Genomic DNA, 19,274 nt, shown 5'->3' on the forward strand with positions numbered 1-19,274 from the left:
AGCCTCCGGCGATGGCGCTGGTCGAAATTACGCCTTACGAATATGATGTCGAAATTGATATCGTCTATGCCACGGATCGCAATTTCACCGGGGCACCGATTTATACACGACCTGCCTGCTATCTTCACGCGGATGCCGCTGCCTGTTTGAAAAAGGCCGCCGCCATGGCGCGTCGTCAGGGGGTGAAATTGCGCATTCTTGATGCGTTTCGTCCCCAGGAAGCCCAACGGGCCCTTTGGAACCATTCACCCAACCCCGATTTCGTCGCCAATCCGGATTTCGGATCGCCACACGGTCGTGGTGTGGCCATTGATCTAACGCTGATTGATCAAAACGGCAAGGAACTGGATATGGGGGCAGGGTTTGATGAAATGCATATCCGGTCCTATCATGGCTCTGATTTGATCTCCAAAGAGGCCGAAACCAACCGCTTCCTGCTGCTCGGCATCATGGTCAGCGCAGGCTTCGAATATTACGATCACGAATGGTGGCACTATCAGTTGCCCAATGCACGGGCGCGCTATCCGCTGTTTTCCGACAGTTCGCTGCCCGAACCAATGATGGTCAAATAAACAAAATGGCGGTGCCGCAATGCACCGCCATTTTTCAAATCCAAGGCCCGCAAATGCACAAACTCAGCCGTGCAAAAGCGCCTTGCCGTTTTCCACATCAAACAACGACATCCGCGCACCATCAATCACGACCCCGATGTCTGATCCCGACTTGAAGGCCTGTTCCGGCCCGCTTCGGGCGGTCATTTCCGCACCGGCGACCGCAAGTCGAACATACTGATCGGGGCCGGTCGGCTCTGCCAATACGACGCGCGCCGAAATTCCGGCATCATCAAACATCAAATGTTCCGGACGTGCGCCCAGCGTCATCGAACGCCCGACCAGATCGCTGGCCTCGGCGGGAACATCAACCAGCGGCAATTTCCCGTTACCAGTGTCGAAAAAGACCTGATCACCATCGCGAACAAGGGTGCCGTCGACGAAATTCATCGTCGGCGCCCCGACGAAGCTTGCGACAAACCGGTTTGCCGGCCGACGATATACATTTTCCGGTGTGTCGGCCTGCTGGATGCTGCCACGATCAAGCACGACAACCTTGGTGGCCAGTGTCATTGCCTCGATCTGATCGTGGGTGACATAGACAATCGTGCGGCCAAGACGTTCATGCAGACGCTTAAGCTCGATCCTCATATCAGCGCGCAGTTTGGCATCAAGGTTCGAGAGTGGCTCGTCAAACAGGAAGACCGCGGGCTCGCGCACCAGCGCACGGCCAATGGCAACACGTTGCTGCTGCCCGCCCGAAAGCTGCGATGGCTTGCGATCCAGAAGCGGCGTGATTTGCAAAAGTTCGGCCACTTCGTTCACCCGTTCTTCGATCTCGGGCTTAGGCATGCCCGCCATCTTAAGGCCAAAGCCGATATTCTTGCGCACCGACATCGTTGGATAGAGGGCGTAGGATTGAAACACCATCGCGATATCGCGTTCGTCAGGCTCAAGTGCTGTTACATCGCGCCCGTTAATATCAATCGCGCCCCCCGTCACAGGTTCCAGACCGGCAATCATGTTCAGCAATGTTGATTTGCCGCACCCCGATGGCCCCAATAGCACCAGAAAATCCCCGTCGGCAATTTCCAGATTGATGTTTTCCATCACCGTGATCCCGGCATAGGCCTTGGTCACATTGCGCAGTTCGACGCCATTCATTCCCGTTATCCTTTCACTGCACCTGCGGCAATGCCGCGCACAAACAACCGCCCGGACAGCAGATAAACCGCCAGTGTGGGCAAGGCCGTCAGCATGGTTGCAGCCATATCAACATTGTATTCCTTCTCGCCGAACTGGGATCCGACAAGGTTGTTCAGTGCCACCGTCATCGGCTGGCCAGATCGCCCGCCAAATGTCAGCCCCAACAGGAAGTCGTTCCAGATGTAGGTGAACTGCAAAATCATCGCGACACCCAGGATCGGCAGCGACAATGGCAACATCACATGCCAGAACAATCGCCAGAACCCGGCCCCGTCAATGCGGGCCGCCTTTAAAAGATCCTGCGGAACGGTTTTGAAAAAGTTTCTGAACATCATCGTGGTAAATGCGACACCCCAGATGACATGCACCAGAATAAGACCCGGAATGGATCCGAAAATCCCCAACTCGCGGATCATGATGATCAGGGGATAAAGCGTTACTTGCGGGGGAATGAACATGCCCACCAGAAGGGCTGCAAACATCACATTCGCCCCCTTCATCTTCCACACCGCCAGCGAATAGCCCGTCACCGCCCCAAGCCCGACCGACAGGAACAAGGCGGGGATGACGATCTGTACCGAGGTCATGAACGAAGATGACAACCCACCGCATTTTTCGCCAAGTGTCTGGGTGCAGTCACCAAACCAGGCTTTGCTCCAGGCGGCAAAGCTTGGATCAGTTGGCAGGGTAAAGATGCTGCCATTCCTGATTTCATCCATTGATTTCAGCGATGTCGAAATCATGATGAAAACAGGGGCCATGATCATAACGGCCGCCAGGCAAAGCAATCCGTAAAGGGCCCATCGATTATATCGCATGATCAATGCCCCCGCCCGCCGCGCTCTTTTTTGAGCTCGAAATAGATATAAGGGGAAATCACGGCAATCACGGTGCACAGCAAGACAAACGCACCGGCCGCCCCCAGACCAAGTTCCTGACGGTTCAGGATATGATCAACAACAAACCGGGCCGGCAGATCCGATGAGAAGCCCGGTCCGCCGCCGGTAAGAGCGACCACCAGATCAAACGCCTTCATCACAATCGCGCTCATCAGAATAAAGACGGTGAAGAAAACCGTGCGCATCATCGGCGTGATGATGTGCAAATAAACCCGCCATACCGGGATGCCATCGACGCGCGATGCTTTCCAGATATTGGGATCAATATTGCGAAGACCGGCCAGAAACAGCGCCATGCACAGCCCGACCTGCTGCCAGATTCCGGCAATCGCCAGCGTATAAATCGACCTGTCGGGGCGCACGATCCAGTTGAATTCAAACCCAGTCCAGCCAAGGGCACGCACGGCCTCTTGCAGGCCGAGCCCCGGATTCATTACCCATTGCCAGATCACACCGGTGACAATGAACGACATCGAAAGCGGCAGCATGAAGAGCGTTCGAAACATCCCCTCTGCCTTGACACCGCGATCAATCAGAATCGCCAGAAAATAGCCAAAAACTACGCAGCCGCCGATAAACAGGAACCCGTGAATTGCCAGGTTTTGCATTGCCGTCCACCAGCGTTCATTGGCAAACAGCCGGACATACTGTTCAAAGCCGGTGAATTTATAGACGGGCAAAAGCCTTGACCGGGTCAGTGAAATGACGAAAGTCCAGATGATGAACCCGTAAAAGCAGACAATCGTGATTGTCATCGCCGGGATAAGCGCCATCCCCGCACTCCATTGCGGCCGCCAACACTTTTTTCCAGACTTGAGTGTGAATTTTCGATCTTCGGAACGCTGCAACACGTCCGGTGCCGGTTCGGCCATGACATTCTCGCCTATTTATGGAGGCGCCGCTGCACCCACATCCATGGTTTCAGCGGCGCTTTTCCGCAATATCCGGAACTCGCAAAATTGTTATTTTGCGTAGGAAATCGCTTGCTGGAATTGTGCCTGACCCTCTTCGGGGCTCATATCTGCACTGTTCCAGAAATTGGAGATGGTGTCATCAATCGCACCCGAAACCGCACTTGGCACACCAAACAAACCGGTGCTGACAAGGTGGGTTTTCTTGTCCTGAAGGGTTTTGATGGCGGTTTGGGCACAGACATCAAAACTGTCAGCAGGCACATCAAGACGGGCCGGGATTGATCCCTTTTTCTTGTTAAAGGCAATCTGCACGTCCGGCTCAAGCATCACCTGTGCCATCAAGGTCTGTGCAGGCGTTGCGTGTTCACCATCCATGGCCGAGAAGGCAAAGGCATCGACCGTCATGATATAGGCGGTATCAATCGCCGGGGCGAAGGCACATCCGACTGTCGTGCCGGGCTCAATCCCGGCTGCGATGATTTCACCCTTGGCCCAGTCACCCATGAACTGGAAGGCGGCCTCGCCCTTGGCGACCATGTTGGTCGCTTCGTTCCAGTTACGTCCCGGGCTTGCTTCGTCGACAAACGGTTTGAGCGCGGCAAAGGTTTCAAACACCTTGCGCATCGTGTCGGATTTCAGAAGGTCATCATCAAGCGTGCTGTAAAGCTCGGCATAAAACTCACGACCGGCGACACCCAAAAGGACGCTGTTGAACATGATGCGTTCCTGCCAGGGCTGACCGCCCAGGCCAATCGGGGTAACACCGGCGGCCTTGAGCTTTTCTGCCGCAGCAATGAAATCATCCCAGGTTTTCGGAACCTCGATCCCGGCCTCTTCAAGAACCGCAGTGTTATAGAACATCCAGTTTTCGCCATGGATGTTGATCGGTGCGGCAATGTAGTTGCCATCATATTTCGCGGCCTTAACGATCAGCGGCGGCAGCTTTTCATCCCAGTTTTCTGCCGTGGCAACGTCGCCGACATTGGCCAGAAGCCCCTGATCAGCCAGTTCACGAAGTTGCTGACCAATGGAAAACTGGAATACGGCGGCCGGGTCACCACCCAGCATACGGTTCACGGCCGCGGCACGTGCGTTGCCGCCACCGGCAATCGGGGTATCGACCCAGGTGCCGCCTTTGGCCTCGAACGCCTTGCGGATTTCGCCAAGGGCCGCCTGTTCACTTCCCGAAGTCCACCAGTGCAGGACTTCGGCAGTCTGGGCATGAAGTGCACCGGCAGATACACCGACGCTCAGAAATGCCACGCTTGCGGCAATCTTTGAAAATTTCATCATAACGGATGTTCCTCCCTAATGGACACGATCACGCCCGGTTTCTTATTAAGTGATATGACCGGAAAATCGTAACGTTACGATTTTTTTGATAAGCGCTTTATTCACCCTTGTCAATCACGAAAACCTTACCATAATAGGCCAATATAAAAGTACGGAAGCTTTTTTGCTGTGCTTTTCGAAACGTTACGATTTTGGATGCGTTCAATAAAAGACATCCAAAGCTAGGGCAAGGAAGCGAACATGACCAAATCATTTCCTGACGGTTTCCGCTGGGGAGTCTCGACATCAAGTTACCAGATTGAAGGCGGCGCAAAAGATGACGGACGCGGTGCCAGCATCTGGGACACATATTGCGCAACACCGGGCCGCGTTGCCAATGGCGATGATGGCAGTGTCGCGTGCGACCATTACCATCGCTGGGCCGAAGACCTTGATCTGATCAAAGGATTGGGCGCAACCCATTACCGGTTTTCGGTGATGTGGCCACGCGTGATGCCCGAGGGCACCGGCAAGGTCAACGAAACCGGCATTGATTTTTACAGCCGCCTGATTGACGGCATGCTTGAACGTGGGCTGGATCCTTGGCTGTGCCTTTATCACTGGGATCTGCCGCAGGCGCTTCAGGATCGTGGTGGCTGGACCAACCGTGACATCGTTGACTGGTTTGGCGACTATACCGAACTTCTGGTCACCCGACTTGGCGACCGGGTGAAATCATGGGTCACCTTCAACGAGCCGAATGTCGTTGCCTGGGTCGGCCACGAAGAAGGCCGCCATGCGCCGGGGATTACCGATCCGCGTGCCGCAATGCGCGTTGCCCACCACCTTAACCTGTGTCATGCGCGTGCAACCCGGGTGATCAAGAACCATTATCCGGATGTGCCGGTCGGTTTCGTGTTGCCGATGCACAAGGGCTATACGCTTCCGCACCGTCGTGAACAGGATGCGCATCTGATTGATCTGTTCGAAGCCAAATGGAACGGCATCTTCTTGGACCCCGTATATTACGGCCGCTATCCGGAACTGATTATCGACCGGATGGAGCCCCATATTCAGGATGGCGACCTTGAAGCCATCAAGACCAAGGTCGATTTCCAGGGGCTAAACCAGTATTTCCCAAGCTACATTCAGGCCGCCGAAGGGGCTGCATGGCCGTTCAAACATGCCCAGCCGCCAAACTATTTCCGCCGCACCGAAATGGGCTGGGCGATTGACGGGGATTGCTTCTATCAGACCATGAAGATCCTTCAGGATGATTACGGTAACCCGCCTGTTTTCATTACCGAAAACGGTGGCGCCTTTACCGATATCCCTAAGGCAAACGGCCAGATCGATGATCAGGACCGCATCGCCTATTACACCGAATATCTCGAAGCCCTGCTTCGCGCGAAGTCCGAGGGTGCCGACATTCGGGGCTACATGCCCTGGTCGCTTCTGGATAATTTCGAGTGGGCATATGGCTATGAAAAGCGTTTCGGTCTGGTGCATGTTGACTACACCACCCAGAAGCGTACCCCCAAGGCATCCTATGATTTCATGCGCAAGGTGATTTCACAGAACGCATTGCCTTAGGCCAACCGGGCGCTTAGATTGTCCGAAATTTGAATGGAACGGACCTGTATATGCCTGCTGCTCGCCCCAATTTGCGTACGATTGCCGATCGCCTTGGTCTATCGATCACGACGGTATCGCGTGCGCTTAAAGACGGGCCGGAAGTCAAACCCGACACCGTCGCCCGCGTAAAGGCAGCCGCAGCAGAAATCGGTTATCAGCCAGATGCCCGTGGTGTCATGCTTCGAACCGGCAAAACCATGCAGGTCTGTTCCATTCTTTATTCCCCCGAAGTCGGTGATTACGGCGACCCGGGATTTCTGGCACAGGTTGAAAGCCTGACCCAGGGTCTTGAAGCCGATAACTATTCCCTGTTGGTGCTGGCCCAGACGCGCGGCGAAGATCCGCTTGATCCGGTGCGCAAGGTCCATACCCAACGCCTTGCCGATGCCGTGGTATTTTCACGCACCACCTTGCAAGACAGTCGCGCGAAATACTGTCTGCAACATGACTTTCCATTTGTCAGCTTTGGCCGTACCGAACTTCTGACCCCGCACGCCTTTGTCGATCATGATGACGAGCAGGCCGCCTATGACGCGGTAAAACGGTTGCTTGATGATGGTCACCGCAATATCGGCATGATCGACCCGCCCGAAGCCCTGACCTTTTTCGGATATCGCAAACAGGGGGCCCGCCGGGCCATGGTTGATGCGGGGCTTGATCCCGATAGCCTGATCTGGATGCCGTCGGAAATTTCCGTGCGGGCTGCGCGCGAATCAACAACACGGCTTTTTGCCAATCAGCGCGATGTCACGGCTGTCGTCTGCGCAAGTCAGATGACCATGATCGGCGCGCTTGAGGCATTGATGGAACTTGGCATGGACACCATCCGCGACGGAATTGGTGTTGTCGGCTTTGGCGGCATGCCGTTTCGTATGCTTTCGAAACAAAAACTTGCCTATTACTACCAGCCGCAGCGCCATGTCGGCGAAGTTCTTGCCCGCCACCTGCATGACCTGATGAACGGCACACCGCCCGAAAACCTTCAGACGCTTCTGCCCTATCACCGCATTGACGACCTTGCCGCCTTCCGCGAGGGCGAGGATTTCTAAGCCCAAACCCGGCTAGGCGGATTACTTAACCGCCCCCTAGCTCTCCTTGGCGTCCTTGGCGGCCTCTGAATTGCCGACCCAGCGCACCAGCATGAGCTCGACCGGTTTCAGCGCGACCAGGATAATAAAGGTCAAGACGGTTGCAATAATCACGATATGCCAGGCCGCAAGCGCACAGGCGATGCCAAGCGCTGCGGTCATCCAGACGGTCGCAGCGGTGGTAAGCCCCGTGACCGACATGTTTTTTGGCTCGCGCAAAATAACACCGGCACCAATGAAACCGATCCCGGTCAGAACACCTTGCAAAATCCCCTGAACCACACGTGACAGCGCATCAGGATGATCAATCAGATCCTGAAAATGGACCGCCACGACCGACACCACCGCCGCACCAAGTGACACAAGGGCAAGGGTGCGCATGCCGGTTGGCTTGCCATTCACATCACGGTTCAACCCGATCAGCATGCCAATGACTGTTGCCGCCACCAGACGCGCAATCATATCGATCACGCCAATATCGAAGTATTTTTCCGCCGTGGCGAAATAGGGAAGGTCGGTCAGCATGCGATAAACCCTTGCCATTCAAACAATCCCCAAACGCTTCGCACGCAATCAATGTTCCGAGCGGATGCACAGCCAACCAGTTCGTTGATCACAGTCAGGCTGGTGATATGGCATGCTCCATGTCAGTTGCCTTGGCCATCAACCAGTCAAAGAACAGCGCAACCCGCGGATCACGCTTGGGCGGATCAAGCGTGATCAGGACATAATCATAGCCCGTCGGGGTCATGCCATGCGGCGCTATCAGCCTCCCGGACGCCAGATCATCAGCCACAAGCGGCAAGGGACCGATCGCCGTACCAAGCCGGTTCACGGCTGCCTGCAGGGCGAAAAAGAAATGATCGAAATACTGCTCGCTTGCCGGGGTTGCCGTACTGCCGCTTGTGCGTTTCCAGTCATCCCAGGCATCGGGGCGCGTTCGCGTATGAAGCCAGCGGGCGTTGGACAAATCCCTTGAAAGGATGGTTTCCCAGCATTCCGGATCGCAAACCGGCCCCGCATATTCCGGCCAAAGACGAGTGGTGATGTAATGCTCGGAAATGCCGTAATCCGCACGCCGGATGGCAACATCACAGCCATCCGCCAACAAATCCACCGGCCCTCCCGCCAGTCTCAGATCAATATTCAGATCCGGGTTGGCCTCGCGAAAGTCGCCAAGACGCGGCATCAACCAACGCATCGCAAGGCTGGGCTCGCACGATACGGTCAATATCGGGGATGACTTGTCATGGCGATGGATATCCTCAATCGCCTGATCAAGCCCATCAAGCGCAACCGTTGTTGCCTTCAACAACCGCTCGCCTGCGGCCGTCAGCCAGACACGCCGATTGCGCCGAACAAACAGCTTAACGCCCAGACGTTCCTCGATTTGTGCGACCGCGCGACTGATCGCACCGTGCGTCAGATTAAGCTCATCCGCCGCACGCGAAAAGCTTTGATGGTGGGCTGCGGCCTCAAAGGCGGGCAGGGCTGCCAAGGGTGGCAAACTGCGTTTTCTGTGAATATTGCTCACAATAAATACCAGTATTTTTCGATTTTCCGGCGATCTGAACAGTTTGATACTGAATTCACTCACACATCAAATGAATTCATCATTCACAAAGGATCACATCATGCCGGAATGGACAGGCGATATCTTATCGATGGAAATCATTGCCGTTGGCATCATCACCATTCTCGCAGTGATCAGCCCCGGCCCGGACTTTGCGATGGTGACCCGGATCGCCCTTGCACGCGGACGGCGGGCAGGCGTGCTCTGCGCCATCGGGATCGGCACCGGCGTTTCGGTGCATCTCGGCTATACCCTGATCGGGCTTGGTGTTGTTTTTGCCAGCAATATCTGGGTTTTGTCAGCTTTGCGCTACCTCGGGGCGGCTTATCTGATCTGGCTTGGCGTATCGGCGCTTTGGCCGGATATTCGACGCCTGCTGGGCAGGCCAGATCACAGCAAAAGTGCTTCGAACGTCAAACCTTCTGATCAGCCGGATCAAAACCAAACCCGTCGGACACAGAACAGCGGATCGGCGTTTTGGATCGGTTTTGCCTGCAATACGCTAAACCCCAAAACCATGTTGTTTATCGTATCGCTGTTCAGTCAGGTGATTTCACCAGACACCGCGGTGGCGCAGGAAGTCGCGTATGGGGTTTATATCGCGGCCTGCCACATGATCTGGTTTGCGCTTGTCGCAACAGCCCTGACCCTGCCATCGGTGCAGGCGCGCATTGCTGCGATCAAATCATGGATCGAACGTGGTGTTGGCATCTGCCTTGCCGGCCTGGGCGTCAAGCTTCTGGCAAGCTAGGGCGAACGTGAACCTCAAAGATCAGATGAACAGCATCTCGCCATTCTGCTTGGCATCGTTCAGGAACGTGACAACACCGCCGGTCTCGATTGCCAATTCTTCACGCTTTGCCTGATTTTCAAGGCCAAGGGCGCGCAGGCCCATCTCGCAGATCATGAATTTGGCGTTGAGGCTGGCACAGGCAGACAATAATTCTTCGAAGGTGCCGATGCCGCGCGTCGAATAACTGAGATCAATCGATGTCGCCGTCGCCCCGTCAACCTCGGTGCGCAGATGACGCCAACCCGACGGTGCAAACAGCGCCCGGCTGGCATCCATGGTGAAGAATAGTGTCACTTCACGGCCCGATGCCAAGGCAGCCGATGCCATTACGAGTGCGTAATGAACCTTTTCATAGGTTCCGGAAAACACCACCAGGGAAAGCTTTTTGGGCGTATCAGACTCAGTGCTCATGAATAGACAGGTCCTTGATTGTGGCGTTTTCTGAACAGGTCGGGCAGCCCGGATCGCGGGGCACCTTGATCTTGCGGAACGAGGCGGACAGCGCATCAATAATCAAAAGCTGCCCGGAAAGGCCATCGCCAATGCCCATCAGTTCTTTCAGCACCTCTGTCGCCTGAATGCCGCCGATCATGCCGACAACCGATCCCAAAACGCCGCCCTGCGCACAGGAGGGAATGGCGTCTTCGGGCGGCGGGGCATGATAAATGCAGCGATAACAGGGATGCGGCGCGCCAAGATGGGCCTTGAAGGTCGACACCTGCCCGTCAAAGCGAAGGGCGGCACCGGAAACCAGCGTCTTGCCCGCCATATAGCAGGCATCGTTGAGTAAAAAGCGCGTATCGAAATTATCCGACCCGTCGGCAATCACATCATAATCGGCAATCAGATCCATGACGTTGCTGGCATCAAGACGGGTGTTATGGGCCTGCACGGTGACTTCGGGGTTCATATCGGCCATGGTCGCCTTGGCACTATCGACCTTGGGCGTTCCGATATCCTTCATGCCATGCGCGATCTGGCGTTGCAGGTTTGAAAGTTCGACCGTGTCGGCATCGACAATGCCAATCGTCCCGACCCCGGCAGCGGCCAGATACATGGCAAGCGGCGATCCAAGCCCCCCCGCACCAACGATCAGAACCCGACCGCGCTTGAGCTTCATCTGCCCCGTGCCCCCAACCTCCTTAAGGACGATATGGCGGGCATAGCGTTGCACTTCATTTTCGCTGAAATCGAAATCACTCACGCGGGTGGGCTTCCTGTCAGAACGTCGGTCATCAGATCAGATGGTAATCCACTAGGCTTTTGCATATAGCCCATGGAACCGTGGCCTCAAGCAAAGATTTCATATTTATATCGAAACGAAATGCTTTGCTTGCGCACGCAACCAAGCCAGAGCCCAGCATTCCGCCAATGAAAAAGGCCCGGCACATCGTGCCGGACCCTTTGAAATCTTTGGTCTTTCAGGCTGCTTATTGCAGGCCTTCGAACAACGGGGTCGAAAGATACCGTTCGGCAAAGCTCGGTATGATCACAACAATGCGCTTGCCTTCGTTTTCCGGCAGCTGGCCAAGCTCGATCCCGGCCGCAACCGCTGCACCGGACGAAATGCCGGTCGGAAGGCCTTCGATGCTGGCAAGCTTGCGGGCGGTGGCAAAGGCGGTCTCGTTGCCGATGGTCATGACCTTGTCGATGACATCGATATTGAGGTTGCCCGGAATGAAGCCCGCACCAATGCCCTGAATTTTATGCGGGCCGGGTGCACCACCGGAAATAACCGGGCTGTCTTCGGGCTCAACAGCAACGATCTGAATGTTCGGGTTATGCTTTTTAAGCACTTCACCAACCCCGGTCAGGGTCCCGCCAGTACCAACACCGGCAACAAAGATATCTACCTTGCCGGCAGTATCCTTGATGATTTCCTCGGCCGTGGTGTTGCGGTGGATTTCCGGGTTGGCCGGGTTGTCAAACTGCTGAAGCATGACGGCACCGTCAATTTCCGAAACCAGTTCCTCGGCACGGGCAACCGCACCCTTCATGCCCTTGGCCGCCGGGGTCAGATCAATCTGCGCGCCCAGAAGCATCAGCATCTTGCGACGTTCCAACGACATGCTTTCAGGCATGGTCAGGATCAGCTTGTAACCCTTGGCTGCCGCCACAAAAGCCAGGGCAATACCGGTATTGCCCGATGTCGGCTCCACTAGGGTCGCGCCCGGCTTGATCTTGCCGGATTTCTCGGCATTTTCGATCATCGCCAGACCAATACGGTCCTTGACCGAGGCCAGCGGGTTAAAGAATTCAAGCTTGCCGATCAGATCGGCTTTGACACCTTCGGCCTCTGCCAGTCGCGAAAGGCGTACCAGCGGCGTTGCGCCAATGGTGTCGATGATGCTGTCGTAAATCTTGCCGCGAAACTCAGTCATGTTTTCCTCGCACGTTTCTGTATTTTTGCCATCAAGCACATCTTTGATTTGTATTTATCTCGCTATTTATCCGGGTCAAACGGATTGAAAGATTTTTTACAGATCCTGTGCCGGGCAACGTTCCATAAACTTGTAGTTTTACCTTCAATAGCAGCAGTTTCTTGTGCAATGACGATACACCAAACCGCTGCACCCCGATAAGATCAAATGATGAAATCCGGGGACTCTTCAATCCCGCTGCGCAGGCCCGCATCACGTGCCCGATTACACAGGTCTTCGACCGTGATTTTTTCAAGCTGCTTCATCATTTCGTCCTGCAATTCCCGCCACAGCGGACGGACGACTTCCTTGCCCAGTGGCGATCCTGCCGGATCCTCGATCGGATCATCGGATGTTTCCATCGACCGGATCACCGACACGATATCGGCAAGCGTGATACGACGACGTTCACGCGCCAGCCGATATCCCCCGCGTGGGCCGCGCACGCCGACCAGAATGTCGGCACGCACCAACTGCTGCAACGTCTGCTCAAGATAGCGTTTCGGAATGCCCTGACGCGCGGTGATATCCCGGCTCTGAACCGGCTCACCCGCCGCGTTATAGGCAATGTCCACGACCGCCTCGATCGCAAACAGCATCTTCTTAGAAAGCTTCAGCATCTTTTCACTCAACTCCCCTTGCGGTTCAGCCATCCCCCCAGACGGCATAACCAGATAGCGTCAAACCGGATCGACCAGCATGCTTTCCCTGGCCTATCGGGCCGGGCTGGATGTTCCGGTCGAACCGAAACCACCCGCACCACGCGCGGTTTCATCCAAGTCTTCTACGGCGTTCCACTGCACTTGCGTCACCGGTGCGACGACCAGCTGGGCAATGCGCATGCCGCGTTCGATTTCAAAGGCTTCGTCACCATGATTGATCAGGATGACTTTGATCTCGCCGCGATAATCGGCATCAATCGTGCCGGGGCTATTAAGGACCGTGACCCCGTTTTTCGCAGCCAGACCCGACCGCGGACGCACCTGTGCTTCAAACCCGGCGGGCAGGGCGATGGCGATACCGGTTTCGACCATGGCACGTTTGCCGGGTGCCAGAACCAGCGTCCCGTCAATCGCGGCCTGCAAATCAACCGCGGCTGACTGCGCGGTTGCGTATTCCGGTAACGGCAAATCCGCCCCGTGCGGAAGCTGCTTTAAATCAACGCTTAAAAGCGACATCGTCTATCCTTGTCTTGTCCCGGCAGGATCATCTGCCGGTCTAATCGTTCTGTCTGCCTTCCGGGATACGCCCGTCAGGAAAAATGTTTGATGATGCGCGCGCTCAACGCACGGGCAACCCCGATCTTGCTTTGGCGTTCCCACCGTTCATCACTGCTCTCATCGTCACCTGAAATCAGGCAAATCTCGTTATCATCACCGCCAAAGGTCCCGGTCGCGGGCGCCACATCATTGGCCAGGATCCAGTCACACCCCTTGCGTGCCCGTTTGGAGCGGGCATGGTCGGTGACATTTTCGGTCTCGGCGGCAAATCCGATCACAAGTCCCGGGCGCAGCGGCCCGGACTTGCTGATGGTTGCCAGAATGTCGGGATTTTCCGAAAGCTTCAGATCCGGGATCACCCCCGATCCATCTTTCTTAAGCTTCTGACCGGCTTCATCAGCCGTGCGCCAATCCGCGACCGCCGCGGCACAAACGGCAATATCGGCGGGAAGGGCGGCCTGCACGGCCTCCAGCATCTCGCGCGCGGTTTCGATGCGCACGACCTTCACCCCTGCGGGATCGGGCAGGGTCACCGGACCCGTCACCAGCGTCACTTCTGCCCCCGCCGCTGCAAGCGCCTCGGCAATCGCGTGGCCCTGCTTGCCTGAGGACCGGTTGGCGATATAACGCACCGGATCAATCGGCTCATGGGTCGGGCCGCTTGTGACCACTGCCTTTTTACCGGCAAGGGGTTTGGGCGCGTCTTGCTGTTCCAGGAAATCAACAACACTTGCGATAATCTCGGCCGGTTCGGCCAAACGGCCCGATCCAAATTCACCACAGGCCAGGTCACCAGATGACGGGCCGACGCGCAATACGCCACGGCTTTCAAGGGTGGCAATATTGGCTTGGGTTGCCGGATGGTTCCACATCTCGACATTCATTGCGGGGGCAATCATCACTGGCTTGTTGGTCGCAAGTAACGCGGTTGTCGCCAAATCACCGGCCTGTCCGGTGGCCATCTTGGCCAGAATATCGGCACTTGCCGGGGCGACCAGAACAAGGTCCGCTTCACGCGACAGGCGGATATGGCCCATTTCCGCTTCATCGGTCAGGGAAAACAGATCCTGATAGACCTTGTTTTCGGTCAGCGCCGCAACCGAAAGCGGTGTCACGAACTCGGCCCCGCCCTTGGTCAGGATGGCGCGGATATGGATCCCGCGATCGCGCAACCGACGGATCACCTCAAGCACCTTATAGGCGGCAATGCCCCCCGCGATGATCAGAAGGACACTCTTTCGATTTAAGTCACTTGGCACTGTGATTACCAATTAATTACGGTTAAGAAGTGTGGTTAACCTACATTGTCCCCTAATCGGGCGCAAGAACCCAATCAAGAACACGATAAAAGCCACAGGATTGTTTGAAAAACGCCATGCCCGGTATCTGGACATGGCGTTGATTTTATTTGGATTTCAGATCCCAATGCTGAAGATCGGGTTTAGCATGATCAAGCCGATGCTTATGGAACCGTATAAAGCATCCCGAACCAGCGCCAGCGTGAATCTGGTCCCATGGCGGTGCAGTTGATCCGCCAGCGCCCGCTTGAAACCGGACCATCGAGGCGAATTTCAACCCGTTCTTCGCCAAGGCGCGACATGGTAGGCTCCCCTTCGGACGGATAACAGTTCATCGACGGGGCCGGTTCTGCCAGCGTAAAGCCAAAGGCCGGCGGATTGCGGGTCAGGGTGTAATCAGCCGGTGTGACGTCGCTGACCACAAGCGGCAGGGAATTCGCCGCCAGATTAAACCGGTCCATCGCGCCGTAATGCTCGTTCAGAGCATAACGCGGCAGATACATGAAATCGGATTCGGTGTGCATCGCACCGCTTTGCTGGCCAAAGGCCGCGCGATAGCCAGCTTCCTTGACCGCGGCGATCACCTCACCATTGGCCTCCCCATAGGGATAAGCAAAGATTTCCGGCACATAGCCGAGCTCTTCCTCGAACCGGGCGGCAGAATTGGCAAGCTCTGCCTTGACGCGATCAATGTCAAAATCAGGCAAATGGGCGTGGTTCTGGCTGTGACCACCAATCGTCACACCCGCCTTGGACAATTCGCGCACCATGTCCCAGGTCATGTAGTTGGCATAGCCCGAATCAAGTTGTTCGGTGGAAACAAACACCGTGAAGGGCAGGTTGTGTTCACGAAACACCGGCCAGGCCTTTTCGTAAACTGAACGATAGGCATCATCGACCGTAATGCCGATGGTGCGGTCCGGAAGTCCCTTGCCATCGGCAAGCGCGCTCACGATCTGCGGAACGCCCATGACGGTATAGGGGCCACTGGTCAGTTCTTTGACGTGCTGGTCGAACTGTTCCATCGTGATGTTGGTCGAAGGATATTCGCCCTCGCCAAAGCGATGATACATAAACACCACGGCCGAGGTCGCGTCTCCGCTTTGCGCAACCATTTCCTGATCCGCATTTTGCGGCGCATCAGATGGGGCTGCGTCCTGTGCTGTTGCATCGGTCGTCGGGACGTCCGGGGTTTCCGGGGCTTCGGCGCCATCTGCACTCGTCATCGCAGGCTCCGCCGTCGTCGCCTCAACCGTTTCATCGGTTGCAGGTGCGCTATCCGACGCGATCTGGGCAAAGCCCGCCGTAGCACCAAAAGTAAGCCCAACCGCGAAGGAGACACCGACAATAAGGCCGTGCATCCTGCGCGGCGGTTTCACCCGCATCACTGCCGAAATTGCGCTGTGCCCTTTGGTCTCAACTGCCATATCTGTTTCCAGTATCTTGCGATCCACCTACGCCGGGGCGCAACTCATTCGCGCCCTCGGATCTCCCCCCAGTAGAAAACCCGGCTCCTGCCCCACGCATTGCGTTTTGCAGGGTCATTTTGACTTCGAAAATACCAGTGAACCGATTGTTTTTCCACAGTTCATATCAGCTCTTGCCAATTGTCCGCCACATTACAAATCTAATGGTAACCATATCGAACTTTTGGCAACCACTTCTGATTGACGAGGATGCATGCTTAATTCCGATGGACTTGACCTTCTTTTTCACAATGGTCGCACCCACAATGTCTGGCACAACAAACCGGTTGACCCGGCACTTCTCAAAAAGGCCTGGGACCTGACCGTACTGGGACCAACAAGTGCCAATTGCGAACCGATGCGCATTACCTTTGTCACTACCGATGAGGCCCGCGCACGCCTTAAACCCTGCCTGGCAGAGGGCAATATCGAAAAAACCATGACGGCACCGGTGACAGCCATCATCGCCCATGACATGGAATTTTACGAAAAGCTGCCCGACCTGTTCCCGCATACCGATGCCCGGTCGTGGTTTGCCGGCAAGGAAGAGGCCATCAAAACCACCGCATTCCGTAATGGCACGCTGCAGGCAGGCTATTTCATCCTCGCCCTTCGGGCTGTTGGCCTTGATTGTGGCGGGATGTCGGGCTTTGACAACGCCAAGGTTGATGCCGAATTCTTTGCTGGCACCTCGTATAAAAGCAACTTCCTGCTCAATATCGGCTATGGCGATGGCAGCAAGCTGTTTGAACGCCAGCCGCGTCTGAGCTTCGACCAGGGTGCTGAAATCATCTGATCAGGCTTCTGATCACACCAAACATAGACCTGACCGGCGAGCGCTAAAACACCCGCCCGCCGGTTGGCGCAAACCGATACGCTCCCCACATGACACATCTTGCCCAAAGGCGTTGGGCAGAGGACGGCATCGCCACGCGCCCGACAGATATTTTCAATCACTTCAGTGCTCAGAAAACTGTCATCAAAGTTTTATTTGATCTTTACTGGCCCATAACCATTTTAGGTCCACTTTTGATCACATGCGTGATAAACCGCCGTCACCCCGTTTAAACAGGAGCGTTAATTGGGTTTCCGCCAATTGATACTTACGGCTTTGGCCGTTGCCTTTCCGGCAGGTGTTGTCTTTGTCGTCCTTGCGGCGATGGAGCAGCTTGGCTGGGGCACAGCGATCCTGTCTGCGACCGCCGCCTGGCTCGGGGCTGCGGCGATCTTGCGCATCTATTTTGGTGATCTGCGCCGGGTGGCACGCTACGCGACCGATCTGCGCGACCGCTATAAAGGCACCCCGCCGCAACATATCAGCTTTGCCGCCGCCTCCGAGCTTTCATCGCTCTATACCCAGATTGCCGCGGCCTTTCGTGATCGCATCGCCCTGCTTGAGGCACAAACCAGCACCGATGCCGAAATCCTTGATCACCTGCCAAACCCGGTGGTGATGGTCAATCGCCATCGCGTGGTCACCGGCTTTAACCGGGCGGCCAAGGGCCTGTTTCATAACCTTGAAACCGGCCGTGATCTGACGCGTTTTATCCGCGACCCGATCCTTCTGGATGCCTTTGAAGATGTCGCAAGTGCGCGCGAAACCATGAAGCATGCGGAATTCGTGCTGGCGGCTGACGCGCACCGTCACTTTGACGTACTGACCGCGCGCCTGCCCGCTGCGGCAGGCGACCGGAATTTTGTTCTGACATTCTCCGATCTGACCGAGCTTCGCAAACTTGAACAGATGCGCGCCGACTTCGCGACCGATGCCGGGCACGAACTGCGCACCCCGCTTTCGGTGCTGCTGGGCTTTATCGAAACGCTTGAAGGCCCGGCCAAGGACGATCCCGATGCGCTCAACCAGTTCCTGCCGGTGATGCGCGATCAGGCCCAGCGCATGCAGCATCTGATCGAAGACCTGCTGTCGCTTGCCCGGATCGAGCTGAATGAACATACCCCGCCGTCCGAAGACTGCGATGTTGGCAAGATCATTGGCAAGGTCGCCAAAAGCCTTGCCCTGAAGGCCGAAGCCAAGGGCATGAACATCCGTGTCACCAGCACGCTTGATGACACCGAAATGGTTGGCGAGGAAAAGGAACTGACCCAGGTCTTTGTCAATCTGGTCGAAAACGCCATCAAATACGGCCACGCCAATACCGATGTCGAAGTTTCGATCAGTCTGGCCAAAAACCCGCCAGGTGCACTGGCACGTTTCCGCCATGACCGCATCATGGCCGTTGCCATCCGCGATCATTCCGATGGCATCGCCCGTGAACACCTGCCGCGCCTGACGGAGCGTTTCTACCGCGTTGATACTGCACGCTCCCGCGCGGTTGGCGGCACCGGCCTTGGGCTGGCCATCGTCAAACACCTCGTGCAACGCCACCGCGGCACCATGCAGATCGAAAGTGAACAGGGTGTTGGCTCGGTCTTTACGGTCTATCTCCCGGCCAAAACCGGCGACAATGTCCGGAAATTGCATTCCGCCTAAGCGTCTGGAAGACATGCAAAAACAAAAAGGCCAGCAACATCGTGCTGGCCTTTTGCATATCTGGTCTGGTCGAACATTTCGATTACAGAATAAACTTCGAAAGGTCGGTATCCTTGGCAAGGTCTTCGACCTGTTCGCGGACATAATTGGCATCGACCTTAAACGTCTCGCCGCCACGGTCGGTGGCGGTAAAGCTGATGTCATCCAGCAGCTTTTCGAGCACCGTATGCAGGCGACGCGCCCCGATATTTTCGACCGATTCGTTCACATTGGCCGAAATGCGGGCAATTTCATCGACCGCATCTTCGGTGAAGTCGAGTGTCACGTCCTCGGTCTTCATAAGCGCGATATACTGTTTGATCAGGGATGCTTCCGGCTCCATCAGGATGCGGCGGAAGTCGCCCTCGGTCAGCGCCTTAAGCTCAACGCGGATCGGCAGGCGGCCCTG

At 55.9% G+C, this 19,274-nt stretch carries 19 protein-coding genes and 1 pseudogene; 6 read left to right on the forward strand and 14 right to left on the reverse strand.

All coding sequences use genetic code 11. From position 1 onward, the window contains the following. Positions 1–11 precede the first annotated feature (11 nt). Positions 12–572: a D-alanyl-D-alanine dipeptidase gene (gene ddpX / locus B2T33_RS13970; RefSeq protein ID WP_197146369.1), complete on the forward strand. Its 561-nt coding sequence runs from the start codon at positions 12–14 to the stop codon at positions 570–572. A gap of 63 nt (positions 573–635) precedes the next feature. Here the strand turns inward: ddpX and B2T33_RS13975 are convergent, their stop codons facing one another. The 4 genes from B2T33_RS13975 to B2T33_RS13990 all read right to left on the reverse strand — a co-directional run bounded on the left by B2T33_RS13975 (position 636) and on the right by B2T33_RS13990 (position 4,863). Further along, entirely contained in the window at positions 636–1,715 is a 1,080-nt protein-coding gene (locus tag B2T33_RS13975) for an ABC transporter ATP-binding protein (RefSeq protein WP_064787978.1), read from the reverse strand. Between the two features lie 5 nt (positions 1,716–1,720). Beyond that, positions 1,721–2,575 carry a carbohydrate ABC transporter permease gene (locus B2T33_RS13980; protein WP_064780480.1) on the reverse strand — a complete coding sequence of 285 codons (855 nt, stop codon included), beginning with the start codon at positions 2,573–2,575 and terminating at the stop codon, positions 1,721–1,723. Positions 2,576–2,577: 2 nt separating this feature from the next. Beyond that, a complete protein-coding gene (locus B2T33_RS13985; protein WP_040822274.1) occupies positions 2,578–3,429 on the reverse strand; it encodes a carbohydrate ABC transporter permease in 852 nt (283 codons plus the stop codon). 189 nt (positions 3,430–3,618) lie between these two features. Continuing rightward, the gene (locus tag B2T33_RS13990) at positions 3,619–4,863 is read right to left on the reverse strand and encodes an ABC transporter substrate-binding protein (protein ID WP_064780267.1); all 1,245 of its coding nucleotides are present in this window, start codon (positions 4,861–4,863) and stop codon (positions 3,619–3,621) included. Between the two features lie 240 nt (positions 4,864–5,103). On the opposite strand from B2T33_RS13990, the gene B2T33_RS13995 reads away from it, so the two are divergent. Next, complete coding sequence (locus B2T33_RS13995) at positions 5,104–6,435, forward strand: GH1 family beta-glucosidase (protein ID WP_064780266.1); 1,332 nt, start codon at positions 5,104–5,106, stop codon at positions 6,433–6,435. A gap of 50 nt (positions 6,436–6,485) precedes the next feature. Further along, positions 6,486–7,526, forward strand: coding sequence for a LacI family DNA-binding transcriptional regulator (locus B2T33_RS14000; protein ID WP_063086132.1), 1,041 nt, complete (start codon positions 6,486–6,488; stop codon positions 7,524–7,526). Between the two features lie 36 nt (positions 7,527–7,562). On the opposite strand, the gene B2T33_RS14005 is transcribed toward B2T33_RS14000, so the two are convergent. Continuing rightward, a complete protein-coding gene (locus B2T33_RS14005; protein ID WP_008888840.1) occupies positions 7,563–8,108 on the reverse strand; it encodes an MgtC/SapB family protein in 546 nt (181 codons plus the stop codon). A gap of 76 nt (positions 8,109–8,184) precedes the next feature. Continuing rightward, positions 8,185–9,099, reverse strand: a complete 915-nt coding sequence (locus B2T33_RS14010) for a LysR substrate-binding domain-containing protein (RefSeq protein ID WP_286792350.1) — start codon at positions 9,097–9,099, stop codon at positions 8,185–8,187. A 100-nt stretch (positions 9,100–9,199) separates the two neighbouring features. Here B2T33_RS14010 and B2T33_RS14015 point away from each other — a divergent pair, with 100 nt between their 5' ends. Beyond that, positions 9,200–9,889: a LysE family translocator gene (locus B2T33_RS14015; protein WP_286792351.1), complete on the forward strand. Its 690-nt coding sequence runs from the start codon at positions 9,200–9,202 to the stop codon at positions 9,887–9,889. A 21-nt stretch (positions 9,890–9,910) separates the two neighbouring features. Here the strand turns inward: B2T33_RS14015 and B2T33_RS14020 are convergent, their stop codons facing one another. From B2T33_RS14020 to B2T33_RS14050, 7 genes are all read right to left on the reverse strand, one after another. Then, positions 9,911–10,342 carry a DsrE family protein gene (locus tag B2T33_RS14020; protein ID WP_008888837.1) on the reverse strand — a complete coding sequence of 144 codons (432 nt, stop codon included), beginning with the start codon at positions 10,340–10,342 and terminating at the stop codon, positions 9,911–9,913. Further along, positions 10,332–11,135, reverse strand: coding sequence for a HesA/MoeB/ThiF family protein (locus B2T33_RS14025; protein ID WP_286792352.1), 804 nt, complete (start codon positions 11,133–11,135; stop codon positions 10,332–10,334). Before B2T33_RS14025 ends, B2T33_RS14020 begins: the two co-directional genes overlap by 11 nt. Positions 11,136–11,361: 226 nt before the next feature. Continuing rightward, entirely contained in the window at positions 11,362–12,312 is a 951-nt protein-coding gene (gene cysK, locus B2T33_RS14030) for a cysteine synthase A (protein ID WP_040822518.1), read from the reverse strand. Positions 12,313–12,515: 203 nt separating this feature from the next. After that, entirely contained in the window at positions 12,516–12,971 is a 456-nt protein-coding gene (locus tag B2T33_RS14035; protein WP_008888834.1) for an RrF2 family transcriptional regulator, read from the reverse strand. A gap of 93 nt (positions 12,972–13,064) precedes the next feature. Next, on the reverse strand, positions 13,065–13,529 hold the full coding sequence (dut, locus tag B2T33_RS14040) for a dUTP diphosphatase (protein WP_286792353.1): 465 nt from the start codon (positions 13,527–13,529) through the stop codon (positions 13,065–13,067). A 74-nt stretch (positions 13,530–13,603) separates the two neighbouring features. Beyond that, complete coding sequence (gene coaBC, locus B2T33_RS14045) at positions 13,604–14,830, reverse strand: bifunctional phosphopantothenoylcysteine decarboxylase/phosphopantothenate--cysteine ligase CoaBC (RefSeq protein ID WP_286792354.1); 1,227 nt, start codon at positions 14,828–14,830, stop codon at positions 13,604–13,606. A 203-nt stretch (positions 14,831–15,033) separates the two neighbouring features. Then, on the reverse strand, positions 15,034–16,296 hold the full coding sequence (locus B2T33_RS14050) for a polysaccharide deacetylase family protein (protein WP_286792355.1): 1,263 nt from the start codon (positions 16,294–16,296) through the stop codon (positions 15,034–15,036). A 253-nt stretch (positions 16,297–16,549) separates the two neighbouring features. Here B2T33_RS14050 and B2T33_RS14055 point away from each other — a divergent pair, with 253 nt between their 5' ends. Beyond that, on the forward strand, positions 16,550–17,131 hold the full coding sequence (locus tag B2T33_RS14055; protein WP_286792356.1) for a malonic semialdehyde reductase: 582 nt from the start codon (positions 16,550–16,552) through the stop codon (positions 17,129–17,131). A 285-nt stretch (positions 17,132–17,416) separates the two neighbouring features. After that, positions 17,417–18,826, forward strand: a complete 1,410-nt coding sequence (locus B2T33_RS14060) for an ATP-binding protein (protein ID WP_286792357.1) — start codon at positions 17,417–17,419, stop codon at positions 18,824–18,826. Between the two features lie 82 nt (positions 18,827–18,908). On the opposite strand, the pseudogene B2T33_RS14065 reads toward B2T33_RS14060, so the two are convergent. Beyond that, a pseudogene (locus B2T33_RS14065) lies at positions 18,909–19,274 on the reverse strand (HslU--HslV peptidase ATPase subunit); the annotation flags it as partial.

Origin of the sequence: Thalassospira sp. UBA4513, from assembly GCF_002388495.1 — a bacterium.
GTDB classification, from domain to species: Bacteria; Pseudomonadota; Alphaproteobacteria; order Rhodospirillales; family Thalassospiraceae; genus Thalassospira; species Thalassospira tepidiphila.